The sequence below is a fragment of the Legionella clemsonensis genome, assembly GCF_002240035.1.
Lineage (GTDB): Bacteria > Pseudomonadota > Gammaproteobacteria > Legionellales > Legionellaceae > Tatlockia > Tatlockia clemsonensis.
The window spans coordinates 2,319,469-2,345,682 of sequence record NZ_CP016397.1 but is presented as its reverse complement, the minus strand read 5'-3'; the positions used below and the strand labels follow the sequence as shown (position 1 = coordinate 2,345,682).

Below are 26,214 nucleotides of genomic sequence, written 5' to 3'. Positions count from 1 at the left end.
ATGCATTCAAGCTTAGGGAGAAGAAGAATGGGCTTATTAATTGATGGGCACTGGCATGACCAGTGGTATGATACTTCCAAAACCGGGGGCACATTTAAACGAGAGCCTACGCAATTTAGGAATGCCATTAAAAATGAAGCAAATACTCCCTTCCCACCGGAAAAAGGACGCTATCATTTGTATGTCTCTTTGGCTTGCCCGTGGGCACACCGAACCTTGATATTTAGAAAACTTAAAAAACTGGAACACTATATCGATATTTCTATTGTGCATCCTCATATGCTTGAAAATGGATGGGAATTTAAAGTGGGTCTGGGGGCGACTGGAGATAATCTTTATGGTCTAAATTATTTGTATGAAATTTATACAAAAGCGGATAGCCAATATACCGGTAGAGTCACTGTGCCTGTGCTGTGGGATAAGAAAGAAAAAACCATTGTCAGTAATGAATCTGCTGAAATTATTCGTCAATTTAACCATGCTTTTAATGATTTAACAGGTGATAAACAAGATTTTTATCCAGAGTTTTTACATACAGAAATTGATACCGTCAATGATAAAATTTATCACACTGTGAATAATGGCGTTTATAAATGTGGATTTGCTACAACACAAGAGGCTTACGAAGAAGCGTACAATGAATTATTTGCCACACTGGATGAGCTTGAACATCATTTGAGCAACCATAAGTATTTAGTAGGAGATGTACTAACCGAAGCCGATTGGCGTTTGTTTACGACCCTTATTCGCTTTGATGCGGTTTACTATAGCCACTTTAAAGCGAACCAGCAGCGTATTAATGATTATCCCGCACTATCCACCTATTTAAAAAAACTCTATCATCATCCTGGTATCAGTGAAACGGTTAATTTTTTACACATTAAGCAGCATTATTATTTTAGCCATAAAACGATTAATCCAACTCAGATTGTACCGGTGGGGCCAAGATTGGCTTTCGATTAAAATGACTCAAGCATCAGGTACAACAAACGCATTAGCCTTGATAATTCAATAGTTATCATGTTGCTAAGGAGTAATTTTGTGCGAGGCACTTCCATATATAAAACGTCGCTTCGCTGATGCCAAACTTCCGACATACCTCCGATGAGCTTGCTCGACCTGCTTTAAACCCAATAATATTTGTTCTTCTGTAAATGGGTTTCATGACAAATATCCCGTTTTTGTTAATTGATATTTGCCAGAGCGATACACATATTAATCACTCCTGCTGTGGAAACCTTGGCATGCAACGAGGTATTGTGATTTAATAGGCTCATTTATAGTTAATTGGACAAGAAGGGGTAACATGACTTTTGTTGTTACTGAAAATTGTATTAAATGTAAATACACTGATTGTGTTGAAGTGTGTCCTGTAGATTGTTTTTATGAAGGGCCAAATTTTTTAGTAATTCACCCTGACGAATGCATTGATTGTGCCCTTTGTGAGCCTGAGTGTCCTGTGGAAGCGATTGTTTCTGAAGATGATCTCACCGAAGATCAAAAACAATTTCAGGCAATAAATGCCGAATTGGCCAATGTGTGGCCCAATATTACCGCCAAGAAAGAAGCACCGGAAGATGCAAAATCCTGGGAAGGTGTTGAGAATAAAATTCAATATCTTGAAAAAGAGTGGAAGAAATAGCTTCGCTTGCTGATGATGCTATTGCGCAGTGTCAGCGTGTGCTAGGCCAGAAAGGACGGCTTTCAACGGCTATTCCTGGCTTTGTTGCACGCGCACCGCAAATTACTTTAGCGACTGCCATTGCCAAAACCATTAGGGAACAAACCAGTTTGGTGGCAGAGGCAGGCACAGGAACAGGCAAAACGTTTGCCTATCTCATTCCCTCACTGTTAAGTAAAAAGAAAACCCTTATTTCAACCGCAACGAAGACCCTGCAAGATCAATTGTTTCAGAAAGATCTTCCTCTGCTTATACGTGCGCTAGGTCTTTCCGTGCGTGTGCAGAATCTTAAAGGGCGGGCTAATTATCTTTGTCGCTATCGTATCGAATTACATGCTAAAGAGGGACGCTTCGTCAATGCCCAGGCAGTGCATGAACTATTATATGTCCGCGAAAAGTTATCCCAGCTTACTGAGGGAGAGCGTTCCGAATTACCAGAAATTCAGGAAGATTCACCTGTTTGGCCCTATGTCACTTCAACAACTGACAATTGTCTTGGCAGTGAGTGTGAGCATCATGACAGTTGCTTTTTAATGAAGGCACGTAAACGCGCGCTAAATGCGGATGTTGTCGTCATTAATCATCATTTATTTTTTGCAGACTCACGTTTAAAAGAAGAGGGTTTTGGTGAGTTATTACCTGATATTAGTACGGTAATTTTTGATGAGGCACATCAATTAGCTGAAATCGCTGCCAATTTCCATGGAGAACGCGTTGGTACACGACAAATTCGTGATTTAATGGATGATTTACTACGAGAATGGCCAGTGCTTGATTTGGCAAATCAACCTTTAAAGGAGCTCAGTTTAAAAGCAGATCGTATTTTTGATCAGTTGTTTTTAGCGCTACCTGCACACCAAGAACGTGTTGGTTGGGATATATTGGAGCGAAACAAGAATTTTATTGATTCCTGGAATGAGTTACTAACGCTAATAGAGAGTCTTTTGAGTTGTATTAAAGAGGCCGATTTTGAAAAAACTCCTGGATTTACGCGTTGTGCAAAACGAGTGGAGGACTTAAAAAAGCGGCTTTTATATTTTACAAAGACAGACAAGGTACAAATTCGATGGTTAGAGCGTTTCAAACACAGTATGATTTTTCAAGCCACACCTTTTGACATTGCCGATTCCTTTAGTGCCATGTTGACTAAACAACAGCGTGCCTATATTTTTACTTCCGCAACTTTAACCATGGCTTCTTCCTTCGACTGCTTTCTTAAACCGCTGGGAATAAAGGATGCGACAACTCTAGCCTTGACAAGTCCTTTTGATTATCAGGAACAGGCTTTGCTGTATTTGCCGCGTGAATTACCTGATCCGAAAGATGCCTGCTATTATGATGTCCTATTAGACAAAGCATTGCCTGTCATTAATGCTTGTGGAGGACGCTGTTTCTTTTTATTTACCAGCCATAAAGCGTTAAAACTAGTTGCTCAAAGACTGGCCAACACATTAAACTATCCTCTCTTAATTCAGGGGGAAGAGGCAAAACCAATTTTATTGGCGCGTTTTCGTCAACTGGGAAATGCTGTACTTTTAGGCACTGCCACTTTTTGGGAAGGTGTCGATGTAAAAGGAGACGCTTTATCCTGTGTTATAATTGATAAATTACCTTTTGCTAACCCGGTAGATCCTGTAGTTCGGGGAAAAATGGCTTATTTTAAATCTCAAGGCTTATCGGGGTTTGATGAACTATCATTACCCAATGCAGTGTTGGCTTTAAAACAAGGGGTAGGGCGTCTTATTCGTGATGTGACTGATCGAGGAGTGTTAATGATTGCTGATCCCCGATTAACCGGAAGGGAATATGGACGCTTGATTTTTGCGAGTTTACCTACACTGCGTAAAACTCGGGAAGAACTTACCGTACTGACTTTCATTAAAGAATTGGCTTTAAAAAATGAATCTGCTAGCCATTGATACATCAACAGCATGTGCTTCCGTTGCTTTAAGCATAAACGGCAACATAAAAAGTCTGGAGCAAGGTGCACAGCGCCAGCATGCTCAATTATTATTGCCAATGATTGAGCAGTTATTGGCTGAAGCGGAGCTGACATTAACTCAGCTCGATGGAATTGTTTATGGCAGGGGGCCTGGCAGTTTTACCGGACTGCGCATTGCTTGTAGCGTCGCAAAAGGTTTAGCTTACGCTCATGATCTTCCCCTTTATCCTGTAAGTAGTCTGGCAGCGATTGCTGAGGAAGTATGTTGTCAACATCAAATGGCTCCAAACACTGAAGTTTTAGCGCTGATTGATGCACGTATGAATCAGGTTTACTGGGCTTGCTATACGTGTACTCAACGTGATGCAAAAGAACATGTTTCAGAACTATCAGCATTAGCATTGGCTTCTGATGCGCCTTTAATAATTGCAGGGATAGGTTTTAAGCCTTACCTAGGGCACTTGCCGGCGTTGGTGCAAACACGTGTGATTAAGCAACTTGAGATTTATCCGCAGGCTAAAACGATGATTCGCCTTACGTTAAATGATACTATACGAGCCATTACCGCTGCCGAGGCAGTACCTGTTTATGTGCGCAATCAAATAACGCAAGGAGATACTCGTGGATAAGCGTTTGCTTGAAATTCTGGTTTGTCCGCTTTGTAAAGGTAAATTAATTTTTAAAGAAAATGAATTAATTTGTCGATTTGACCGTTTAGCTTATCCTGTCCGTGAAGGTATACCTGTCATGCTTGAACAGGAAGCCCGCTTAATTCCACTCGAGGAAAAAGAGCAATTATGAGTCTTGCCTTTCACGTAATTATACCCGCTCGCTACCAGTCCACGCGTCTGCCCGGCAAGTTAATGATGGAGATAGAGGGGCTTACCGTTATTCAACGTGTTTATCAACAGGCACTGAAAGCAAGACCCGCCTCTATTATTATTGCTACGGATAGTTTAATGATTGCTGATCATGCGGAAAGTTTTGGAGCTACGGTAAAAATGACCGCAACACACCATCAGTCGGGAACAGATAGAATAGCAGAAGTAGTCGCGTCTGCTTCTTTTGCTTCCGAAGATATTATCGTCAATGTACAAGGTGATGAACCATTTATTGCTCCACAATTAATTACACAAGTTGCTGCTAATCTCTCTGATTCACAAGCGCCCATGGCCACACTTTGCTGGTCTTTGGATAATTACGAACAACTTCACAACCCGAATGTTGTGAAAGTAGTGCGTGATCGCTGGAATAATGCACTCTATTTTTCCAGAAGCGCTATTCCAGCTAATCGAGATGAACCTGAGAGTATTAAACAGGTTTTTCGCCACATTGGTTTATATGCTTATCGTGCAGCTTTTTTACTCGATGTTGTGAAATGGCCTGCATGTGAATTGGAAGCAGCTGAAGCGCTGGAGCAGTTAAGAGTACTTTGGGCGGGTTATAAAATTAGAGTAGAAGAGGCTTGTACACAACCTTTTCAAGATATCAATACCCAAGAAGATCTTCTTTTGGCACGTAAACTGGCTTCTTGCATTTAAGCAGCAGTAAGTGCCTTAAGGGAATGATAAACTTCATTACCTGTCTCTACCAGTTTATGTTCAGTCTGACAGGCTCCTAAAGTTACAAAAAAGCGATATCGTAGGGATTCATCTTGCTTCCAATAAGTAAGAAGCTGATGACCAATTGCTTGTAATGAGCGCAGAATATAGATGCGTATCCACTGCACCAAGAGCGGCCGTTTTGCATTGGAAAGCGCTTCCATGTGATCATTGTGCAAATGCACTTCTACCTTGTCAATGAGTTCCTGAAGATAGGTTTGATCTGAATGTAAAAATAAATTGGTATTAATATAACGATTATTAATACGATGAAAATCACGATAAATAGAGGACAAAACAAACAAACGAGGATCGATTTTATCCAGAGTCTCTTTTGACCACTCTAAATTAATATCTGAAGTGGCATCGATAATGTCATCAATCGCTTGCAGCTTTTCATCATTGGGATGCAGAGCAATTGCATTGGGAAAATAGGCTCGCATAATACGCCAAAATTCTTCTTGCAATGCTTTAAGAATAACAACAGAGGTGCGGTAAGCTTGAGTTTTTAATCGATGCTCTATTTGCAAAGCATTGGTGCAAGTCTTATTACGTTTTATCACTAGTTCATGGACAATATTACCTTGGTTTTCCAATCTGTTGAACCAGTTTTGCAGGTTGCGTCCAGACGTGATATCCAGTTCATGGTAAATGCTGTTCATTGTTTGTAGCGCTTCACTTGCCTTATTTTCATCTTGTTGGAGTTCAGCATTAAAAGGATTGAAACTAGTAAGCAGGGGAGATTGATAGGATGAGAAACCTAAGTGAATTTGATTGAGAGAGGGTGTTAATTGAATTTTTAATGCCTCTTTTGATTCCGTTACATAACCTCGTAATTTAGATAACAGAGTCTCTTTTCGAAAGAGAAGGCTTTGCAGAGGTGTATTGCTTTTGGGCAGAGTTAAAAGAAAATCATACGTGGTAGCTAGTTTCTCCTGAATTTTAGATTTAATCACCTCCGCACTAAGTGCATCATGTTGATATTGAAAGTTTAAGGCTGCCTTGGTATCGATAAGTGCTTCATGAAGTTCATTTTCTATGGTTGTCTTTTGAGATTCATATTCAATGTTTAGAAAATGAATACTTTCAAGTGTTACCTTTTTTAAATGTTCAAAGCGTTTTTGCAGGTCGTTAAGCGTATCTAAATCTTGTTGCTTTCTTATTTGAATTTTACTTAAATGAATCACCATTTGCTCCAGATTGTCCCAAACTGGTAATCCCTGTTTAGGAGCATTGGTGAATTTTCTTTTAAGTGAGGTAGTTACTTCATACTGTTTCAATTCTTCGTTGTTTACCTGAATAAAAAAACGTTCAAGTTCCTGACTTAATTCTTGTAAGCCTCTTATGGTTTCTTTAGCTTTTATGACTGATGCAGGAGCAGGCAATAGTAAAGCAAATAAAGCCAGATATTCTTGTAGCTCAGGTAATAAGCCTGAGGTTATTTGATCCTGAATGGAATGATATTCTTTATGGAGCTGTCTATTCTTTTTCTCTATTTCATCCTGTAAATTTATATAGTTATTGATTGTCTGAATAGGAAAAGCCTGTACCTTAGCAATCATATGGTGTATGGCTGCAAATTGTCTTTTTAAAATAGCTAAATCTTGAATGGAGTTCTTTGTAAATAAATTTGTCACCAGGTAAATAATCTCATACGACTCTAACGGCTTAATCACAATTCTAAAGTTTAAAAAGCCTGTTCTTTCACCTAAATGTTGTAGACATTTTACCCGAAGTGCTTCGATGACTGAGCTATCAACCAAGGAATGGATGGTATTAAAATCACGTGGTAGCTCACCAATAAACGAAACCAGATTGGCTCTAATTCCTTGTGAGACCACATCCTGTCTACGTTCTATTCGCAGCGCTGAGAAGTTATTCAGAAATCCTTCAAGTGTGTTTTGTAATTTAAGTTGTGAATCAATGAAAAATTCGGTGCACTTTTCAGGATGCGTAGTTGGTAACGTTAAAAAAGCATGGCGATCATGTACTGCGGCCTGGATATTTTTTAAGTCCTCATTAATATATTGGATTTCAGCCGTTAATCCTTCAATATGTTTAACCAAAATTTCATGATAGCCTGTTTCATGAATACAACGGTTGATCTCACCGCGCGCCTGCATAAACAAGTTATGAACGAGAGCAGTTTGTCGTTTAAATGCTGTCAGCAGGGGCTTTAATGTAAAATCCTGTTGTATCTCAATATCCATTTGAGGAATTGGAAATTCTTCTGCTGCCAGTGATTCCAAATTTTTTATTAATAATTCTATTTTTTCAGAATAAGGTGACTCGGTGGATACTAATGGTAAATTTTCAATCACGACCGGCTTCGCTTTTCTCTTTTTCTTCTTAAATTCGGACTGATTATCAAGGGAGGGGGCTTCTTCTAACGTTTGGATGACTACCTTTTGCCGTCTCATCAAGCAACCTCAGCAATACCTGATTTAAAATGCGCTCACATTATCATTGCAAGCTTAAGAAAATCTTAAAGAAATGTATCAATGCTGAAAAATTTTTGCACAGAGCAAAATGTATTGCTGTTATTGCAATAATTAGCCCATGGCTTTAGGATAAGAACCTAGCAGCGTCATCATTACTGATTTACTGGCCAGTTCATTTAAAGCGTGTTGAATATGAGGTTCTGCTTGATGTCCTTCAAAATCAATGAAAAAGAGATAACTCCAGTTTCTATGTCGATAAGGGCGAGAGGCGATAGACGTCATATTTATTTTGTATTTTTCAAATGGGGAGAGTAACTGAGTTAAGCTACCTGGTTTATGTGGCGTAGAGATAACAAGTGACGTTTTATCATAACCGCTGACAGCAGGAAGCTGCTTACCCAAAATAATAAAACGTGTTGTATTATTCGGATAATCCTCGATATGTTGATGTGATTTATGCAGTTTGTAGATTTCAACGGCTTTCTCACCGCATATTGCAGCTGATTTGGGTTCCTGAGAGGCCAGCTGTGCTGCCAAACCATTGCTTGCAACCTCTTTTAAGGCTACTTGTGGGTAATGTACAGCAAGCCAGTGTTGACACTGTGCTAATGCTTGTTGATGGGCATAGATAACTTCTAATGATTCTTCAGGATTAATTCGTGCTAAATGATGGCGAATGCGTAAAGAAATTTCTCCGCAGATTTGCACGTCGCTATTTATCAGATTATCCAGAGTGAGATTAACCATACCCTCTGTACTGTTTTCAATAGGGACTACACCATAATGAACATTGCCACTTTCTACCTGCTTAAACACTTCAGTGATGGAAAGTTCAGGGACTAGGGTAACACTTTCACTAAAATGTTTTTCTACAGCCTGTTGAGTAAAAGTCCCTTCTGGTCCCAAATAAGCAATGGTTAATGGCTGCTGTAAAGCGAGACAAGCACTCATAATGTCGCGGAAAATTCGAGCTACCTCACTGTCAGGCAAGAGACTATCATTGTTGGCTGTAATAGAGCGCAAAATTTGTGCTTCACGCTCTGGACGATAGTAAATAGGAGAGTGCTGTTCCTGTTTAATCTTTGCAACTTCAGAGGCTAAATTTGCTCGCTCCCGCAATAGGTTAAAAAATTTTTTATCAATTGCATCAATTTGATTGCGGATAATTGCAAGTTTTTCATTATCATTCATACCGCTATACTCTTAAGCTGTTGCTCTTTAATGTCAATCTTTTTTTTGCGTAGGTATAACAATAAAGCTGGAAAGATCATGAGCAAAATGCCGCTGACAAAAATCAGACGGAAGTGGCCAGCTCCACCCATGTCCATACTACTTTCTGGAGGAATAAAACCAACGAGTAAAGTAATAAGGCAGCCAGCCAAACCTAAAATACAAGTTATATAATAACCAAAATTGCCACCTGGAATTTTAAAAGCGCGAGACAAATGAGCAAATTTTTCTTTTGAGCGCCAAGCTGCTATAAACATTAGTACATACATCATAATATACAACTCAGTACTTAAATCAGTAAATAACCAGTAGATTGCATTAACGCTTGGAAATAATAAGAAACCACTGCATAGAAGAGTTACCAACACGGCCTGCAAAATTAAAATTCGTGAGGCAATCCCATGCTTGTTTAACCGATAAAGCCAATGAGGAAGGAAACCATTATCTGCCGCTAACAGCAAACCTTTGGCAGGTGAAATAATCCAATTTACCATCCCACCGAGACTGCCTAACAGTAAGAGAATAACAATCACAGGCATCAATGCAGTTAAATGGTAAACTTTAAAAAAATTGGTAAACGCTTGCATGACGCCGTCGACCAGACTAATTTTTTCCTGCGGAAGTACAAAGGCAATGGCTAAAGAACCCAAAATCATTGTGGTTAAAATTAAAAGAACCGAAAAAAACATCGCTCGAGGGAAGTTGCGCTGTGGGTCGCGTACATTGCGCACGTGAACAGCCGCAAGTTCCATTCCCAGGAAAGAAGTCATGATCGCTGTTAGTGAAACCCAGGACTGTGTATCTTTCCAATGAGGAATTAAATTAGGAAAGCTTAAGTCAATTGCCAGCGGATTTCCGGCAACAAACCAGATGACTGCAAGTAAAATAATTAATCCCATTGGCAAAATCATGCCAAATACTGCACAGAAACTGGCAAAGGCTGCAGAGGCGCGTAACCCCGAAAGTCCAAGCAAAGTAAGAGACCAAAAGACAATAAGAATTACACTAATTAAATAATATTTGTTCTGGGCCAAAGCAGGGTTAATTAAATAAGCCAAAGTCCCTGCAATAAACGACAAGATAGTAGGATACCAGACCATGGTATTAATCCATTGCAACCAAATGGTAATAAAAGCCATTCCCTCACCAAAAGCATGTTTTACCCAGCTGTAAACACCACCTTCTTCTTCAGGCCAGATAGAAGCGAGCTCAGCGGAAACCAGGGCGACTGGAATAAGAAAAACGATGGCTGAAAATGCAAAGAAGAAAATTAGTGAGGAGCCAAAAAGGGCTGTAGCCGGTAAATTACGGATACTATCGATGGCTCCGGTAATCAATAATACTAAAGCAAATACAGAAATTTTTTCCGAAGACCATGCTTTCATAACAATCCAATGAAAATAGTTTGGCAAAAAGATAGACATTATAAGGGAAGCATAAGCCTATGAAAACTATTTAATGAGATTTGCAATTTTTGTGAGAAAGATAACCAAAGCAAAAAAAGTTAGAGTCAAGACTTTTTATTTATATTTTTTTTCTATAGAATGGCTAGCCCACGATTTTATTTTTTTTTTTTTTTTTTTTTTTCTTGTGGATAAGTTTTCCCCTCTTGGGCTACAAAGACCTGCTCTATATTTCAGACGCTACAAAATAAGCCCTTTTCATGACAGTTTTCGATTCACTTATCCCCAAAATGTGTGGATAACTCTGTGCACAGTGAATTAAGAGTTATAAAGGAGTCTTTTATTTATATTCAGGAGGGATTTTTTACTGACTCCCTTGTAACTTATTCTATATTTTTGTTTAATGATATCTTTTAGCGAATCATGGACAAATAATGTACAGATGGTTTACAAGTACCTTTAATAGTAAAAATCGTTTCTACGCAGGCTTACAGGTAGTTAATCTGGCTGCACTTGGAGCTGCTGGTTTTACGTTACTTACTAACCCTGAAGCAAGCTTGGCAGAATTTGGTTTAGATGCATTAACCCATGCCCTTAGTTATGTGGCTCTAAGTGACTCTCAGTCCTTGGTAGCTGAATTTGGCTCTACTGCTGTCAATTTAATAAGATTAGGTGCAATTTATGCTGGAATGACTACCGCAGGTTGTTCAGAAGTACCAGTTGCTGTGGCTGCCGTTGATGCACTGGTTCACCTGGTGAATTCTGGCGCATCACTGATTAAATTTGCAGATTCAGCAGCAGAGGCTGCTCCTCCATCTCCGCTACAAACTGCTCCCACCGCGAAGTAAAACTCCCTGCACGGTGATGATAATGCGCCGTGCTGGTGCAGTATTTCTATGCTCGCATAAATAAATTCCTTGCCACTGTCCAAGCGCCAATTTTCCATGAGAAATAGGTATTGTTAATTCTGTACCCAATAGGGCATTTTTTATATGGGCAGGCATATCATCTTCTCCTTCCATCGTGTGCCTGTAGAGACGAGTATCATCAGGTATTGCATGATTAAAATAAGTTTCCAGATCAAGACGTACATCGGCGCAAGTATTTTCACTAATGGTCAGTGAAGCGGAAGTATGTTGCAGAAAAAAATGTGCCAGTCCTGTATGTAAGGATGGCATGGAAGAGAACACCGGTGCCAATTCGGCCATGATGAGGTGAAAGCCACGCGACTTAGGTGTTAATACGCATTCAGTTTGCCAATAACAAGGCTGCTTTTTATCCATGACGATAGCCGTCCCGACAAGCAGGAGAGGTTTGCAGCGTTTGATGTCGTTTGTCCCATTCTTCTGTTGTATACAGATGCAGGCTTAAAGCATGTAGTCCTGTTTGCAGCTCATCGGCTAATAGAGTATTAATTTGGCGGTGGCGATTAATCATCGACAGGCCTTCAAATGCCGGAGATACAAGAAGTATTTTAAAATGGGTTTCAGAGCCTTGAGGCACATGATGTTTATGGGATTCATTTTCAACTTGTAAAAAAATGCTTTTAAAATTATCAGTAATTAATTTCGTAATTCGTGCTTCTCTCGACATGAATTTCTCACATTGCTGGATTAATAAAGATTATAACGAATAAAATGAAATTTGTTATAACTGTCTCAGGGCAAAATCATACTTTATCTAAATTATAAACAACAAAGCGTCATTCTGAGCACTCCAGCCTCTTTGGGGCAAACATTAAAAAAGACGACCGTTATCCCGAACGTAGTGCTGAGGGATCTCCTTTGTATCAGGAGATGTCTCACTACGTTTGATATGACGTATGTCTTTGGGAGCAAAGCAAAGATTCCAACACTCGTCGTCCTGAAAACAGTGGAGCTGCTTGAAGGTTCTCTTCTACTCTGGGAGACGGTGATCACCTTAGGTAGAAAGGTTAGCAGATCTTAATATTTCAATGAATTTCTGAGGTAGCTGTGATATCTTTTCACATTTTAAGCTTCAGGTAGTGTTATGAAAGAAAAAGGGTTTACATTAATTGAATTAATGATCGTGGTAGCTATTCTAGGTATTCTAATTTCTCTTGCCGTACCTGCTTACAGACAGCACATCGTACGAGCGAAAGTGATCGAGGGTTTGAGTTTAGCCTCTACTGCCAAAATTGCAGTCACTGAAGCTGCGGTGGCTAATCAGGCATTACCTGCCTCACAGGAAACCACAGGCTACACTAGCCCGGCTCCTACTGCTAATGTGAAATCAATCACTATTGGTGATAAAGGGGTAATTACTATCACCTACACACCTGAAGCAGGTGATGGAACGCTTCTGTTAACTCCAACATTGAGAACTAATGGCGATATAATCTGGACTTGTGCAGGGGGTACTTTGGAAGAAAAATACCGACCTTATGGCTGCAAGTAACGAGGCACATTCATCTGAGTAAATAATTTACCTCAGCGTGGAGAATGATTTGATAAACTCTGTGGGGCCATTTCCTGCATGTGATCAATTAATAATTGCGCTGTATTTATTGGATATATTCCAGGCAATTTGTAAAAACTCATGGCTGCAGAGAGAAAAGCATCAAAGCTGCCGTAATGCCTATTATTTTGATCAATTAATGTATTTGCCGCAGTTTTTGCGAGTGAATAAAAATGGACTCCTTGCGCATGCCTGAGATAAATCTGCATATTAGAATTATCGTTATGGCCAAGGTACATAGTACCTACAGGCATAGATGACAAGGCATTACAAATAGTTTGGGATTGGCTTAAGTGAAGCAAAGCAGTGGCAAGAAATTTAGGTATAGGTAATGTCACATAGTTATCTATATATTCCAAGGCATTGTTGTTTGTCTGCTGTAAATTTTGCACACACAACTTTAAAATAAACTCATTGCTATTGGAATATACGGTAAGGCCATTGAATTTTAAATTGAAATTATCAATTACTGGCCAATTTAATTGTGGAAATGCAATGGCAAGTTCATTATAGGAGAGATTTAAAGTCTTTCTTAATAAGGAGCATTGTGAGTGTATCTCATTGGCATTACCTCCGCTATTAAAAAAACCTAACGGAGAGTGACTATGGGAGAGTGAGCCTGTTTTTTTGGCTAGATTTTGCTCTTGAAGCTTAAAGTGATTCCTGTAGGCAAGCAGAAAATTGATATCCTCTTTGATTAATTCGCTATTCCTGGAATCGCTCTGTTTGCTTAATTGAAGATCCAGGTATCTGGAATATTGCTCTCTTTCTTTTGGAAAGTGGTGCATGATAAAATGATTAGTCAGAGACAAAATTTCAAGCCTTTTTTCTTTCCTTAATGCATATAATGGGTAAAGAATCCTTTCCTGTTTCTTGTCCGCCATATCAAAATCAAGTTCACTCAGTTCTCTGGGGCTTGCCAGAACACTTTCCAAGGCTTCAACAATAGCAACAGCCCAAACTATGCTAGGGCATTTTTCTGGTTCTTCAATTATCTCAAGAGCAGGTAGTAACCCTGTTTGGCCATACTTATTAAGAGACATTTCTCGCAACTCATAGGATTTTACAAGGTCAATGATGCGATTTATTTCCCGACTATTTTCTCTGGTTTGTAAAGGATTATTTCGTAGGAAATGCTCTATTTTACGAATTTCTTCAAACTCTTCCTTCGTTTGAGTAAGATTTGCTTCCAAAATATGATGTACTTTTGCACGGAGTAATGAATAACTCCTATTGTTGTTTCTTAATATTGGCGGTGATAATTCTAAGGCTCGTTGAACATATTCATCCAGGTTTTTTTCATTAAATTGCTGAATGTCAAATTTGGACAACTGGATCTCGTGATATAAAGCATTTAATGGCTTTCTTGCCTCAAAATTGTCCGGGATTAAAGGGATTAGACTATCCAGATACTGGAAAAGATTGATAATTTGTTGGTATTTGGCTAATTTCTCGGGGCTACAAGAAGCTTCCATGTTTGGTTGAGAATACAGCCAATATCTGTAATCCGGAATAACTAAAGGTGCACGTGATGGCCTACGTTTCAGATCAATTTGCTCCAAAGCAATTCCCGGTACTTTTTGATAATTGGCAACACCTACTGCTTTATTAAATGTATTGGTATGAACCTCCCCCATAAATCCCACAAATTTAAATTTCTGCTCAGGATTGACTGCATTAAAACGCGCTTTTTCTTTTTCAATAGTAATATGCGCCAGATAATTCATCACTTGTGCCCGAGTAGTATTAGCCGGATTATCAGAACTAATGCTATAAGACTGTTCAGTATCAAAAGGTACTATACGGAGTAACTTATCAGGATTTTTTAGATTGTGTAATTTAACTGCAGTAACAAGGTTAGTAAAATTATAAGGACTAGCCTTCAGGCTACGATGATAATCCTGCAGATGTAATTTGGTTTTGAGTGGTTCAGGGATAGGTCCGTCATCTGATGCAGTTAAATACGTCTCTAAAGCCTCTGCACATTCTTCAATTAATAAATGCTCCAGAAAAATAACTTTTACGCCTTGTTCTGCCAGAAAATCAATGTTCTCTATGACAAATCGTTTGGGTGCCTCTGATTCATGACTTTCCCCTAGGATCATCCCCGGATAATGGTCAAACACTGTTTTTATTAATTCTGAAGGAGTGAGTTGATGGTCGATGTTTAATTGAATTTCTTCTTTTGGTGCTGTGTGAAGGAAACTTTGTTCCAGCGTTTTGGCTAACTGCTTTAGCTCTTTGGTTGAGAGAGTACTTAGATCAGAAATCGCTATACCCTCTTGGGTGAGAGTTTTAAAATCATTTACTACAGGAGGTTTTATATCTTTTGGATTCCCCATCAAGTTTATCAGGCTATTGATTTGCTCATACTTTTCAGTAATCCATTCATAATCCTTTACCTGTGTGGCAAATTCAAAATGATGGTGATAATAAAGTTTATCTCTTTTTTTCTCAGCATAATCACGTGCTGTTAAAAATTGGTTATTTTTTATATGCGGGTTGGCGCCTCTTTTAATAAGAAATTCAATCCTATCAACCTCATCATTACTAACAGCAACGTGTAAAGGAGTCCAGCCATTAGAGTTTTGAATATTTATATTTGCACCGAGCTCTAATAATAGATCTGCTAGATCCAAATAGCCTTGAGTACAGGCTATGAAAAATGCACTACAACCATTACCATCCACTTCATCAAGGGTATTATCATTATTGAAATTGAGATTATTCTTGTTAAGATATTCTTTTACAGCATGCAAATTTCTCTGAGACTCTTCATAAATCTTGATTAAAGCTAACATGCCTGCCTCACGATAATATTTTATTTGCTCAATTTGAATACTATAGCATTAATTTATGGTGCTTAAAATTTGAGCACCAAGGTAATTTACGATGAGGTTAAATTGAAAAGGCAAAAAGAGTAGTCGGTTTGCCTGCAATTGCTTAAGGGCTATTTTAAGAAATAGCCCTAATAAATACAGAATTAGAGTTTCTGTGGAACAAGTTTATTTTTAAGACGAACGTATATGGGTAAGCCCTGTTGATAGGGTGGATAAGCTTCACCCTGAATCAGTGGTGCAAGATAGCGACGACAATGTTCAGTAATGCCCATACCATCTTCGCTAATAAAATTAGCAGGCATTTTCTTTTCTTGATTTGCAACGTCAGCTAACGGCACATAATTTATGGACCAACGATAGGGAGTATCTTGTTCACGTTGAATGATAGGCATAATGGCATTATGGCCCTCTAATGCCAACTCAACGGCAGCTTTACCCAGTGCATAGGCTTGTTCGAGATCAACTTGTGAGGCAATATGTCTTGCAGCGCGTTGCAGGTAATCAGCCACTGCCCAATGATACTTATACCCCAGTTCTGTTTTGACTAACTGGGCGATGACGGGCGCAACTCCTCCCAATTGGGAATGACCAAAGGCATCTTTTAAGCCGGCATCACTTAAAAACTGTCCCTCTTCATTACGGATACCCTCTGACACAACAACGACACAATAACCGTATTTTTTAACACACTCATCGACTTTGCTTAAAAAATACTGTTGTTTAAAAGGTACTTCAGGAAACAAAATGATATGTGGAGGCTCTCCTGCTTTTTCACCGGCTAAACCACTGGCAGCAGCAATCCAACCTGCATGACGACCCATCACCTCAAGAATAAAAACCTTTGTTGAAGAAGCAGCCATTGAAGCCACATCAAATCCCGCCTCTAACGTTGAAATAGCTACATACTTGGCAACGGAGCCAAAACCCGGACAGGTATCGGTAAAAGGTAAATCATTATCGACTGTTTTAGGAATTCCGATACAAGTGATTGGATACCCCCTTTCACTGCCTAGTTTGGAAACTTTGTAGGCCGTATCCTGTGAATCGCCGCCGCCGTTATAGAAAAAATAGCCAATGTTATGAGCCTTGAATACTTCAATTAAGCGTTCATACTCGGGGCCGCCGCTGTCTTTCAATTTATAACGGCAAGAACCAAATGCTCCTGATGGGGTATGAAGCAATTGGGCAATATCTTCGTCTGTTTCTAAAGAAGTATCAATTAACAGCTCATTGAGCGCACCAATAATACCATTTTGTGCCGCATAAACTTTCCCTATTTTTTCAGGATGTTTGCGCGCAGTTTGAATAACCCCACAGGCTGAGGCATTAATAACCGCAGTAACGCCACCAGACTGGGCATAGATTGCATTTTTTATAGACATGTTTTCTCCGTGGTATAAACTCAATCAGAAGGACTGGTTTGATATAGATTGTCAAATTCATCAATGACTTCGTCAATACTTTGAATTAGCTCTGCAAAAGTATTTTGCAGGTCATCGATTTTTTTGGCGGCTTTTGCTTGCTTCTCGAGTCGAATTACCTGCGTTTGTAGATGTGGAACACCGCAGAAACAACAGGCACCGTGTAATTTATGAGCAGCACTTTCCAGACCTTTGATGTCTTTATTATGTAGAAGCTGAATAAATTCTTCGCGATTTTTTCGCAATTCTTGCACAAATCGCTCTAGGAATTCTTCAGCCAGTGCTTGATTTCCTGATACTTTTTGCACACAAAGTTGCCAATCAATGGCGGCTGATTTGGATTTTTTTACAATACGTAGCAGATAGGTTAATAATTGCTTTTCATCAATAGGCTTTTGTAAACAAAAATCCACACCGGCTTTTTTTAATTTCTCTTTACTGAGGCTACTACTATCTGCACTGATAACAATAATGGGGGTTTGCTTGTTTAACATGGATTCATGGCGAATAAGGTGAGCTGCATCAAGACCATTGAGCTTGGGCATTTGCAGGTCTAGCAAAATAGCAGTGAAGCGCTTGCTTTGACAGACTTTAACTGCTTCTTCGCCATCATTCACTGTTTCAATACTGCAGTTTTCTTGTAAAAGTGATGTTAATAGCATGCGGTTTACGGGATTGTCTTCAGCAATTAACACCTCAGGTCGGGATACACGAAGTTGTGTACGCAGATTATCCAATTCATGATTAGTACTTGTGGACTGAGAAGCTTCATTAAGTACAGATTCTATAATTTCATGTAATTTTTGAATACTGATTGGTTTAAACAAAAAAGCTTTTGCACCCAAGGCTTGGTGATTATGAATCACCCATTTAGACACTAAAATACAGGGTATCGTCTGTTTGCGTAAAACCTGTGCCACTTGTTTTTCACAACCTTCATTGACATTAACGAAGGCTAATGAACAATCACTATGCTCAATAAATGCTTTTTCCAATTGATTAAATGCAGCAATGCGCACGCATTGGATTCCCCAATAGCCTAAGCCATTACACATGGCTTCTAAATATAATGGGTTATCATCATAACAAAGTACTTTCAGATTATCGAAACGTTGGCTTTGCTCTTTTTCTATTTCATAAGCTGCTAATTTTTCAAGTTTAATTCGAACTAAAAACGTTGAGCCTTTATTTATTTCGCTGGTAAATGAAATGCGGCCATGCATTTGCTCTGTCAGTTTCTTACAAATGACCAAACCCAAACCTGAGCCGCCAAAACGGCGTGTAATACTGGTATCAGCCTGATTAAATGCATTAAACAATTTGGGTTGATCTTCAGGAGAAATACCAATACCTGTATCGATAACAGATAGGCATAGGGTATAATCTTTGTCAGTTTCTTGCTCAATGGAAGTGCGAATTGACACATAACCGTGATCAGTAAATTTAATCGCGTTGCTGACTAAGTTAGTAATAATTTGTTTGAGGCGTATGGGATCGCCAAGTACCTTTCTTGGCACATTAATTTCCGTGGCTGGAATAAGATCAAGTCCTTTTTTATGAGCATTGGGAGCTGCGAGAGCTAATACTTCATCAATACAAGCGCGAATATCCAGCGGTATGCAGTCTAAATGTAATTTACCAGCATCCATTTTGGAATAATCTAGAATATCATTAATGATTGTGAGTAAGTCCTGCGCCGAAGACTTAATTGTTTTTACATAATCCAGTTGCAAGCTATCAAGTTTGGATTCCAGCAAAACATTGGTAAACCCTATGACGCCGTTCATGGGATTACGGATTTCATGGCTCATGTTGGCAATAAATTCTGATTTTTGCCTGCTTTTTTCTTCACATTTCTTTTTTTCCATGGACAACTCAATATTTTTTTCTTCGAGCAGTTCCAAGCTTTGTTGTAAATCTTCAGTTGCCACCTCAATGTGGTGATTTAAGTCTTTAATGGTATTTAAGTAAGCTTTTTGCAAATGGGCACAACCTTTTTCTATGATACCGAGCTCGCCGGTGCTTCTCGTACTGATATGGGTTTCAAATTCATTGCTAAGAATTTGCTTCATGCTACGACGCAATCGTGAAATAGGCAGATAAATACGCCGGGATAAAAAAAAGTGAATGCTTAAACTAATTAACAGGCCCAAAAGAGTAATAAAGATGGTTACAATATACATTTGATACCGTTTAATAAGCATGGATTGTGTATCAATATCTAATGACAACCACCCTAGAATATCATCAGCTTGTATTGTAGGATTTGATGATTTTTTTAATGAATTTGTGGAATAAAGATTAAATTTTGGAATCGTGATAGGGGCAGTAAATTTAATGGTATAAGGCTCTATTTGCTTACTTTCAATATAATCTCCTGTATATTGCGGAGGAGTAAAAAGCCTGTTGATGGCATGTTTTCCACCTCGATAGGCTAATAATTGTCCCTGAGCATTGTAAAAAGCGAGTGCTTTAATTTCCGGATTGATGGTGGATGCATTAATTAAACCTTGAAGAGTTCGGCTATCATTGCGCATCATCGCAAATTGCGCTGCAGGTAGAAGTTGGCGAATGTAAGCTTCACCGAAGCCTGGCTATGTGTTGATTTAAATCTTTATTAAGTTGGCCGTTATAAAAAACAGCAAATAAAAGGGCGACCAGAAGAACCGGGATTAAGGTGGTAATGCGGAGTTGATACTTAATGCCAAGCCGTTTCACCTGTGGCACCTCCCGCACGTTATTGTAAATAGTCTTGGCACGCGATTCCCTATGAGATAATTCTGCATTTTACTTCATTCAAGCTAAATTATCCTTTAATAGTAAATGATCCATGGCTCACTATTTTTAATGCATTTGTATAAGCTTAGCAAATTCATAGCAAGCTTTGTAAATGCAGGGGCTCGAGCAAGCCTACACATGAAGTTATCAATCTGCCTTATTTCTACGTCCGCGATTGGTTCGCGGATGAAGAAATCTTGCAACATTACTGGTTCCGGGGATAAACCGCGGAAGGTAGAAGACAAGATTTTTTATGCGCAGGTTCTAACTCTATGGTTTTTGTTAGATAAACTGAGCTATTATAGCTTGATTATTTTCCCGCTTACAACGGAGTTTTTTAATGGTTGTTAGAACACGTTTTGCCCCTAGCCCCACTGGTTTTTTACACGTTGGTGGTGTCCGTACTGCATTATTTTCCTGGCTGTATGCAAGGCATCATCAAGGACAATTCATCCTGCGTATTGAGGATACTGATCAAGAGCGCTCCACACAAGAGTCAGTGCAGGCTATTCTCGAAGGCATGACCTGGTTAGGACTTGATTATGATGAAGGGCCTTTTTATCAAACACAACGTTTTGAACGTTATCAGGAAATTGCACAAAAACTTCTTGATGAGGGTAAAGCTTACCGCTGCGAGTGCAGTAAAGAACGCTTGGAAGCATTACGTGAGGCTCAGCTTGCCGCTAAGGAAAAACCGCGTTATGACGGTTTTTGTCGTGATAAAAATTTACCTGATACGGATATACCTCACGTGATTCGCTTTAAAAATCCCTGTATAGGTATTGTTTCCTTTACGGACCAGGTGTATGGAGAGATACATATCGATAATTCCGAACTTGACGATTTAATCTTGGTTCGTTCAGACGGTCATCCTACCTATAATTTTGCTGTAGTTATTGATGACTGGGATATGAATATTACTCATGTTATTCGAGGTGATGATCATATCAATAACACGCCAAGGCAGATTAATTTATTCAAAGCACTGGGCGCTCCCGTTCCAGTATTTGCTCATTTACCCATGATTCTTGGTGACGATGGTAAACGACTTTCTAAACGTCACGGAGCCGTTAGTGTACTGCAATTTAAAGAGCTAGGTTTTTTGCCGCATGCCTTGCTTAACTATTTAGTGCGCCTGGGGTGGTCTTATGGTGACCAGGAAATTTTCAGCGTCACGGAAATGATTAATTACTTTGATTTAAAAAATGTAAGTCGGGGTGTATCAAGTTTTAATTATGAAAAACTGCATTGGCTCAACCAGCATTATCAAAAGCATGATTCTCCGGCAGAGGTTGCCAAAGCATTGCAATGGCATTTTCAGCAACGTGGTATTGATGTTACCCAAGGGCCTAACCTGGAGGATTTAATCCCCATACAGGCAGAACGTTGTAAAACGCTGGTCGATATCTGTGAAAAAAGTCTTTATTTTTATCAAGATGAGATTGTGTATGACGAAGAAGCTGTAAAAAAACACTTAAGACCTGTCGTCTTGGCACCACTTGAAGCATTACTGCAGAAATTTACAGCAGTACAGCAATGGGACAAAGATAATTTGCAAGAGTGCATCAATGATGTTAGCGCGGAATTTGACATGAATATGAGCAAGATAGCCCAGCCTTTGCGTGTGGCGGTAACCGGTAGCAACATGTCTCCTGCAATTGACATGACATTGACGCTACTTGGTAAAAAACGTACTCTGGCGCGTTTAGAGCAAGGATTAGAACGCATTCGTGCTCGCGCTGCAAATGTCTCCTGATCTTATGACTAAAACGGCAAGTATAATAGCGTAGGCTGGACTGGCAAGCCCAGTCTATGCTTGCTTTAATAAGGAGTGAAGCCTTGGTTTTTAGTTTTTATAAAATCCACTAGCAGGGGGAAATGATCAGAATCCCCATCGTAAATGACTTCACTATTCACAGGCTTAAGTGAAGGTGAGGAGAACATACGATCTAATCGTTCACGAAAGCATAAAATAGCTATCCGCCAATGCCAAGTGTAGCCTTGAAACTGGGTAGCATTCAGAGCATCAATAAAATTCTGGTTGCGCAAATAATTAACAGCACCACCGTTGTCCCCTTCATTAAAATCACCCGCTATAATCGTCGGTATTTCGGGTTGTAAGCATTGTTTAACATGATAAATTTCTTGCAAGCGAATAGGTGGAGAGGTGAATAAAGCGTGAAACATAAACCCCATACTGCTTTCATTCACTAAGGGAGGAGTCAGGTGTAAGTTGGCAAATTGTATAGGCCCTAAAGGGGTTTCTGATTTGAAAATCCAAATGGGGTGCCAACCAATTTGAGGATGGATATATTCAATCGTTTGACAAGGGAATTTAGCCATTACCGCTAAACCCCCTGCATTGTTGTGATGTCGAAAGTAACGGTAAGGGTAGCGTTTGACAAAATTCTTCTCCAACATCTCTTGCCAAAATGGGGTAGTTTCTTGTAAAAGAACAATGTCTGCATTGGTTTTTCTCAATGCATCGATACTGGTAGTGGGGGAGGTAAGTTTCCAGGGTCCTTTTCCCCAATTAATATTGTAAGTACTAATGCGTAAAGTATCTGGCATATTCTTTTAAGTTATTCAAATAATAGTGTCAGTGAGATGCAGGGATAAATGATTGGGTCATGCAGTTCTCCTTAACATCACACGCCAAATTACATTATTAAATATAGTCAAAATTTGAGGATTGGATGAGAACCTCATGGAGGAGCCTGCAGGCAGGGCTCAAATTATTAGGATTTATTTATAAATACCTTTTTCGATTAGAGAATAATGGGCATTTTCAGGATGATAACTTTCACGTATAAGGAAATGACCGTCCAGGATTCGAATAGTGCGAATATCATGAAGCTTTAAATTTCTCCACTGAGGAAGGCCTCCAGATTCGCTCTCTCCGGCATACTGATAACAATGGAGCTGTTCTTCCCCACCTAAAATGCCATAATGGTAGGGCTCAATAAATCGTTTTTTTTCATGATAGCTGCACTCAATTGGATGTCGAGCGGTAATCGCCTGAGACAGCTTATCTTTTATACCCATTGGATTTACTCTTTATTCCGTTACTCTATATTTTAGTTAAAAATGACAATGCTTATAACCTAAAATATAAATAACATTAGCAGTAGTTAATAAGTAGGATTTTTAGTATGGCACAAGATTTAGATCAAGAAATTGAAAATTTTAATCAGAGAGTACTAAGGCATGAGTTAACCTCGGCTTTAATTATAGAGCATCAATTACGTGCCATTACAGATGATTTGATTAGAAAAACTTCTGATGGAAAAACCCAGCAATTACAAAAGCAGATGTTACTTTCCGCTCAAGAATCTATAAAAGGGATGTTACAAGCAAGTTCAAAAGAAGAGTTTCTCTTGCAGCAAAAACGGTTAAATCAGTTAATTGCAAATTTAGAGAGCAAGTTTAATTTAGATGCAGATTTGGAAGCGCCTTTAGAGGACTATCGTTTCTGCAATTATCTTCTTCGTTTCTTGCGTGATGTCACTCCAGAAAATATTGACGCACAATATGAAAAAATGCCGCTTTGGTTTAAAGAGCACACTTGCTTCACCGATTGGCGAATGGAATTGGACTTTTTAAAAGGAGAGTCGGATCCACGATTTTTTGCCGCGCACAAAAATGCAGTCATAAATAACTTATTAGAAAATGAATCTTACCAACAATTGGCCAATTTTTTTTCGATGTCTCTTATTGAACAGAATAACCAACTGTTAGCAGATACGCGATTATCCTATTTAAAGAGTATGGATAACCGTAAAAAATTACTGGCTAATGCAAGTTGGATGGGACTGGGAACTTTGCTTGTGACAACAGCAGCCGTGCTAAGTATTGCTTTTCCTCCCTTAATGATTCCAGGACTAATAATTGGGGGCGCTGTTTTAGCGTATGGGGCAGTTGATTTTATAAAAAAAAGCGCTGATCTTTATAGTGATTTTAAAATGAGACCCTTGGGGGAGCGAAAACTCTCCCCAACAACCCGCGATGAACTTGCTCAGCTAGAGGAAAAATTAAATGTGGGTGAATCTAGTTTTGTGATGCATCAACAATTGGAAAAAAAGCGGTGGTCTAACGAAGGAAAGTTAATAAAAGGATTAGGTTATGCTGCTTCATTTTCAGGCTTTGCTCTGGCCATCGCAGCATTGGCGTTAATTATACCAGGTGTAGGTGCGCCTATCGCTGCGGTAATTGCTATTGCAGCCATCTCCGTAGCAGTGACTGCAGTCGCTGCGAGTCTGTTGGGAGCCAAAATTTTTAGAGAGCAACAACATCAACAAAAAGTTCAAGCGCAAATTGAGACAAAGATTGTCGCTGATGAAAAAATAATGACAGAGATGGAGCAGTTAATTAATAAACCTCTCGTCCAGCCAAATCTTTCAGAGAAGGTAGGGAAGAATAAATTTGCTTTGACCCAGGAACCATTACTAACGACAAAAGCTGAAGAAGAGAAGGAAGAGACTGACGGGGAAAGCTTTAAAGAGGATAGAGACGAAGACAGCACAGACAGTCGGGGCAGGAAACCTTAAGAGTTTCTTAAGCCTCTCCTGTTAAATTATTATAAAATTAAATAACATAGGTAGAAACATGCTTGAATTTTATTTGAACCAGCAAACCCTTCAGGACACACTGTTGCTCTTGATAGAACAATCATTGCAAGGTCAAGAGAAAGAGCGAGAAAAAAATCAGTTGTTGGTACTGCTTCACAACCAGAAAGAGCGATTAAATTTTCTTATTGATGCTGAAAAAAATCGCATTGAGGTTAATCTTTACGAACTGTTAAAGGATTATAGCAATGCTTACAGTGAACAGCAAAAAATTCTTGAAGAGTTATTAGGTACTCTTGCTAAATTATGGCTTCCACCTTTAAATGTTCCAGGGATGGCATTGAATGAACTTACTCCCCCCTCCGCTACTGTTTTTTCTCCTCCTCTAGAGCCTTTATTTCCTGAAATGACTAGTTATCCAGGAACCTTTTTCTCTTTTGCTCCTGTGTTGATAGAACAACCCCAAAATTTGCAAGAAAAAAAACAAAAGGAAAAATCTTCTTTCAGGGTGATTCGGTCAAGTTGCAAAAAAACACAACAGCCCTCGCCAGAAGAAAATCAAAAATTATATGAAGCGTTAAAAGCTAAAAAAATGACAGGTACATTTACTTTAGAAGACGAAAGGGAATTTCAACGCCTTACCAGGTTAATTTCAGCAAAAGAATATAGAGAAAGAAAGAAGCGAAAGCTTCTAATTTTGAAAAATCAACATAAAGCTCTTGAAGCCGAAAATAAAGAACTAGCGTTAGAGTGTATCCAGTTGCAAACGGAAAACCGGGTTCTACAAGAAGAGCTTGATGCTGACCGTATCATGTTAGAATCAATAGCATCTGAAATAATACGGAAAATTTCTACAGGACAAAATATTTCACAAACAGAACTGTTGATGTATCAAAAAATACAAGAGGTGCTGGATAATTTAAACAATAAAACTGCCTTCGAGCAGCCACCGTCATTTTTATTTTAATGTCTCGATAATGCTGTTATCTTTTATTACTGCAGATTATAGAGAGCCATTTATTGCTGCATGCGGACTTGAAATTTTATTTAAACTCACGCTATGCTGATAATCTGGGCCGTGAACCCTATACGGCCCACTATTAATCATCCGCTGCTTATTCAAATATACCAACCAGTTTTTTAAATGAACGACTTGCAGTAAAATTAGAAGCTTAATTTTATACCGGCTTTTAAGACAGGGCAAATCCATTATGAATCATACTATTGAAAATACGCTTGACAATAAAAAAATAAAAAAGCTCCCTTTGCTCATTAGCCAATTAATTTTTTTAGGCCGTTGGCTACAGGCGCCTCTCTATTTGGGATTACTTTTAATTTTAACTGCTTATGCTTATCGGTTCATCACTGAATTATTTCATTTAATGGGCCATATCAATACTGCTGATAATACGCAGATTATGCTGGGAGTACTGGATTTAATTGATGTAGTGATGATTGCCAATTTACTGATTATGGTCATTATGGGCGGGTATGAAACTTTTGTTTCACGATTGAATCTACAGAATCATCCGGATCAGCCAGAGTGGTTAGATCATATTGATGCAGGTGCTATGAAAATTAAATTAGCACTTGCCTTAATTGGCATTTCCTCCATCCACTTGCTAAGAACATTTATTGATCCAAGTAAACAAGCTTTTGATAGTGTGTTGTGGCAAGTGGTTATTCATTTGACGTTGCTAGTATCTGCGCTAGCGATTGCTTACACTAATAAATTATTGTCACAGACCAACTAAAATCTTAAGACCGTTAATTCTTATGGGCTTCCTAATGTCGGCAAGCCATTCTTCATTCGCTTACCAAGAATGTGCACAGG

21 protein-coding genes and 1 pseudogene are annotated in these 26,214 nt (G+C 39.0%); 12 read left to right on the top strand and 10 right to left on the bottom strand.

Annotation, left to right across the window (positions count from 1 at the left end):
* The first annotated feature begins 27 nt into the window (after window positions 1-27).
* The 6 genes from clem_RS10270 (at window position 28) to kdsB (ending at window position 5,164) form a co-directional block, all read left to right on the top strand.
* Window positions 28-963 carry a glutathione S-transferase family protein gene (locus clem_RS10270; RefSeq protein WP_094091471.1) on the top strand — a complete coding sequence of 312 codons (936 nt, stop codon included), beginning with the start codon at window positions 28-30 and terminating at the stop codon, window positions 961-963.
* A gap of 343 nt (window positions 964-1,306) precedes the next feature.
* Window positions 1,307-1,642 carry a ferredoxin FdxA gene (gene fdxA, locus clem_RS10265; protein ID WP_094091470.1) on the top strand — a complete coding sequence of 112 codons (336 nt, stop codon included), beginning with the start codon at window positions 1,307-1,309 and terminating at the stop codon, window positions 1,640-1,642.
* Entirely contained in the window at window positions 1,630-3,600 is a 1,971-nt protein-coding gene (locus clem_RS10260; RefSeq protein WP_094091469.1) for an ATP-dependent DNA helicase, read from the top strand. The genes fdxA and clem_RS10260 overlap by 13 nt, the downstream gene beginning before the upstream one ends.
* Window positions 3,581-4,252 (top strand): tRNA (adenosine(37)-N6)-threonylcarbamoyltransferase complex dimerization subunit type 1 TsaB, encoded by a 672-nt coding sequence (gene tsaB, locus clem_RS10255; protein ID WP_094091468.1) that lies wholly within the window; start codon window positions 3,581-3,583, stop codon window positions 4,250-4,252. The genes clem_RS10260 and tsaB overlap by 20 nt, the downstream gene beginning before the upstream one ends.
* Window positions 4,245-4,424, top strand: a complete 180-nt coding sequence (locus clem_RS10250) for a Trm112 family protein (protein WP_094091467.1) — start codon at window positions 4,245-4,247, stop codon at window positions 4,422-4,424. Before tsaB ends, clem_RS10250 begins: the two co-directional genes overlap by 8 nt.
* Window positions 4,421-5,164 (top strand): 3-deoxy-manno-octulosonate cytidylyltransferase, encoded by a 744-nt coding sequence (kdsB, locus tag clem_RS10245; RefSeq protein ID WP_094091466.1) that lies wholly within the window; start codon window positions 4,421-4,423, stop codon window positions 5,162-5,164. The genes clem_RS10250 and kdsB overlap by 4 nt, the downstream gene beginning before the upstream one ends.
* Here kdsB and clem_RS10240 read toward each other — a convergent pair.
* From clem_RS10240 to clem_RS10230, 3 genes are all read right to left on the bottom strand, one after another.
* The gene (locus clem_RS10240; protein ID WP_094091465.1) at window positions 5,161-7,644 is read right to left on the bottom strand and encodes a hypothetical protein; all 2,484 of its coding nucleotides are present in this window, start codon (window positions 7,642-7,644) and stop codon (window positions 5,161-5,163) included. The two genes, kdsB and clem_RS10240, sit on opposite strands and share 4 nt — an antisense overlap.
* A gap of 132 nt (window positions 7,645-7,776) precedes the next feature.
* Complete coding sequence (gene pheA / locus clem_RS10235; RefSeq protein WP_094091464.1) at window positions 7,777-8,856, bottom strand: prephenate dehydratase; 1,080 nt, start codon at window positions 8,854-8,856, stop codon at window positions 7,777-7,779.
* Window positions 8,853-10,280, bottom strand: coding sequence for an APC family permease (locus tag clem_RS10230; RefSeq protein ID WP_094091463.1), 1,428 nt, complete (start codon window positions 10,278-10,280; stop codon window positions 8,853-8,855). Before clem_RS10230 ends, pheA begins: the two co-directional genes overlap by 4 nt.
* A gap of 452 nt (window positions 10,281-10,732) precedes the next feature.
* Between clem_RS10230 and clem_RS10225 the strand changes: the two genes are divergently transcribed.
* Window positions 10,733-11,146 (top strand): hypothetical protein, encoded by a 414-nt coding sequence (locus clem_RS10225; protein ID WP_094091462.1) that lies wholly within the window; start codon window positions 10,733-10,735, stop codon window positions 11,144-11,146.
* Here the strand turns inward: clem_RS10225 and clem_RS10220 are convergent.
* The gene (locus clem_RS10220) at window positions 11,120-11,581 is read right to left on the bottom strand and encodes a secondary thiamine-phosphate synthase enzyme YjbQ (protein WP_094091461.1); all 462 of its coding nucleotides are present in this window, start codon (window positions 11,579-11,581) and stop codon (window positions 11,120-11,122) included. The two genes, clem_RS10225 and clem_RS10220, sit on opposite strands and share 27 nt — an antisense overlap.
* Window positions 11,574-11,891: a BolA family protein gene (locus clem_RS10215; protein ID WP_094091460.1), complete on the bottom strand. Its 318-nt coding sequence runs from the start codon at window positions 11,889-11,891 to the stop codon at window positions 11,574-11,576. The genes clem_RS10220 and clem_RS10215 overlap by 8 nt, the downstream gene beginning before the upstream one ends.
* A 417-nt stretch (window positions 11,892-12,308) precedes the next feature.
* On the opposite strand from clem_RS10215, the gene clem_RS10210 reads away from it, so the two are divergent.
* A complete protein-coding gene (locus clem_RS10210; protein WP_094091459.1) occupies window positions 12,309-12,716 on the top strand; it encodes a pilin in 408 nt (135 codons plus the stop codon).
* Between the two features lie 32 nt (window positions 12,717-12,748).
* Here the strand turns inward: clem_RS10210 and clem_RS10205 are convergent, their stop codons facing one another.
* From clem_RS10205 to letS, 3 genes and pseudogenes are all read right to left on the bottom strand, one after another.
* Window positions 12,749-15,577: an ankyrin repeat domain-containing protein gene (locus clem_RS10205; RefSeq protein WP_094091458.1), complete on the bottom strand. Its 2,829-nt coding sequence runs from the start codon at window positions 15,575-15,577 to the stop codon at window positions 12,749-12,751.
* Window positions 15,578-15,759: 182 nt separating this feature from the next.
* Entirely contained in the window at window positions 15,760-16,998 is a 1,239-nt protein-coding gene (locus clem_RS10200) for a 6-phosphofructokinase (RefSeq protein ID WP_094091457.1), read from the bottom strand.
* 20 nt (window positions 16,999-17,018) lie between these two features.
* Window positions 17,019-19,755 (bottom strand): annotated as a pseudogene (letS, locus tag clem_RS10195) (two-component system sensor histidine kinase LetS).
* 400 nt (window positions 19,756-20,155) lie between these two features.
* Here letS and gltX point away from each other — a divergent pair.
* On the top strand, window positions 20,156-21,571 hold the full coding sequence (gene gltX, locus clem_RS10185) for a glutamate--tRNA ligase (RefSeq protein WP_094091455.1): 1,416 nt from the start codon (window positions 20,156-20,158) through the stop codon (window positions 21,569-21,571).
* A 65-nt stretch (window positions 21,572-21,636) separates the two neighbouring features.
* Here the strand turns inward: gltX and clem_RS10180 are convergent, their stop codons facing one another.
* Window positions 21,637-22,386 carry an endonuclease/exonuclease/phosphatase family protein gene (locus clem_RS10180; RefSeq protein ID WP_094091454.1) on the bottom strand — a complete coding sequence of 250 codons (750 nt, stop codon included), beginning with the start codon at window positions 22,384-22,386 and terminating at the stop codon, window positions 21,637-21,639.
* Between the two features lie 174 nt (window positions 22,387-22,560).
* Window positions 22,561-22,860, bottom strand: a complete 300-nt coding sequence (locus tag clem_RS10175; protein ID WP_094091453.1) for a hypothetical protein — start codon at window positions 22,858-22,860, stop codon at window positions 22,561-22,563.
* A 107-nt stretch (window positions 22,861-22,967) separates the two neighbouring features.
* On the opposite strand from clem_RS10175, the gene clem_RS10170 reads away from it, so the two are divergent.
* The 3 genes from clem_RS10170 (at window position 22,968) to clem_RS10155 (ending at window position 26,134) form a co-directional block, all read left to right on the top strand.
* Window positions 22,968-24,362, top strand: coding sequence for a hypothetical protein (locus clem_RS10170; RefSeq protein ID WP_094091452.1), 1,395 nt, complete (start codon window positions 22,968-22,970; stop codon window positions 24,360-24,362).
* A gap of 58 nt (window positions 24,363-24,420) precedes the next feature.
* A complete protein-coding gene (locus tag clem_RS10165; RefSeq protein ID WP_094091451.1) occupies window positions 24,421-25,347 on the top strand; it encodes a bZIP transcription factor in 927 nt (308 codons plus the stop codon).
* 244 nt (window positions 25,348-25,591) lie between these two features.
* The gene (locus tag clem_RS10155) at window positions 25,592-26,134 is read left to right on the top strand and encodes a TIGR00645 family protein (RefSeq protein WP_198333113.1); all 543 of its coding nucleotides are present in this window, start codon (window positions 25,592-25,594) and stop codon (window positions 26,132-26,134) included.
* Window positions 26,135-26,214: the final 80 nt, after the last annotated feature.

Bases quoted from the DNA above. Each gene is read 5' to 3' on its own strand.
- clem_RS10180 (WP_094091454.1), bottom strand. From the start codon at position 22,386: ATGCCAGATACTTTACGCATTAGTACTTACAATATTAATTGGGGAAAA.
- clem_RS10155 (WP_198333113.1), top strand. From the start codon at position 25,592: ATGAATCATACTATTGAAAATACGCTTGACAATAAAAAAATAAAAAAG.
- kdsB (WP_094091466.1), top strand. From the start codon at position 4,421: ATGAGTCTTGCCTTTCACGTAATTATACCCGCTCGCTACCAGTCCACG.
- gltX (WP_094091455.1), top strand. From the start codon at position 20,156: ATGGTTGTTAGAACACGTTTTGCCCCTAGCCCCACTGGTTTTTTACAC.
- clem_RS10230 (WP_094091463.1), bottom strand. From the start codon at position 10,280: ATGAAAGCATGGTCTTCGGAAAAAATTTCTGTATTTGCTTTAGTATTA.
- clem_RS10215 (WP_094091460.1), bottom strand. From the start codon at position 11,891: ATGTCGAGAGAAGCACGAATTACGAAATTAATTACTGATAATTTTAAA.
- clem_RS10225 (WP_094091462.1), top strand. From the start codon at position 10,733: ATGTACAGATGGTTTACAAGTACCTTTAATAGTAAAAATCGTTTCTAC.
- clem_RS10240 (WP_094091465.1), bottom strand. From the start codon at position 7,644: ATGAGACGGCAAAAGGTAGTCATCCAAACGTTAGAAGAAGCCCCCTCC.
- clem_RS10200 (WP_094091457.1), bottom strand. From the start codon at position 16,998: ATGTCTATAAAAAATGCAATCTATGCCCAGTCTGGTGGCGTTACTGCG.
- tsaB (WP_094091468.1), top strand. From the start codon at position 3,581: ATGAATCTGCTAGCCATTGATACATCAACAGCATGTGCTTCCGTTGCT.
- clem_RS10270 (WP_094091471.1), top strand. From the start codon at position 28: ATGGGCTTATTAATTGATGGGCACTGGCATGACCAGTGGTATGATACT.
- clem_RS10175 (WP_094091453.1), bottom strand. From the start codon at position 22,860: ATGGGTATAAAAGATAAGCTGTCTCAGGCGATTACCGCTCGACATCCA.
- clem_RS10170 (WP_094091452.1), top strand. From the start codon at position 22,968: ATGGCACAAGATTTAGATCAAGAAATTGAAAATTTTAATCAGAGAGTA.
- clem_RS10205 (WP_094091458.1), bottom strand. From the start codon at position 15,577: ATGTTAGCTTTAATCAAGATTTATGAAGAGTCTCAGAGAAATTTGCAT.
- fdxA (WP_094091470.1), top strand. From the start codon at position 1,307: ATGACTTTTGTTGTTACTGAAAATTGTATTAAATGTAAATACACTGAT.
- clem_RS10165 (WP_094091451.1), top strand. From the start codon at position 24,421: ATGCTTGAATTTTATTTGAACCAGCAAACCCTTCAGGACACACTGTTG.
- pheA (WP_094091464.1), bottom strand. From the start codon at position 8,856: ATGAATGATAATGAAAAACTTGCAATTATCCGCAATCAAATTGATGCA.
- clem_RS10210 (WP_094091459.1), top strand. From the start codon at position 12,309: ATGAAAGAAAAAGGGTTTACATTAATTGAATTAATGATCGTGGTAGCT.
- clem_RS10220 (WP_094091461.1), bottom strand. From the start codon at position 11,581: ATGGATAAAAAGCAGCCTTGTTATTGGCAAACTGAATGCGTATTAACA.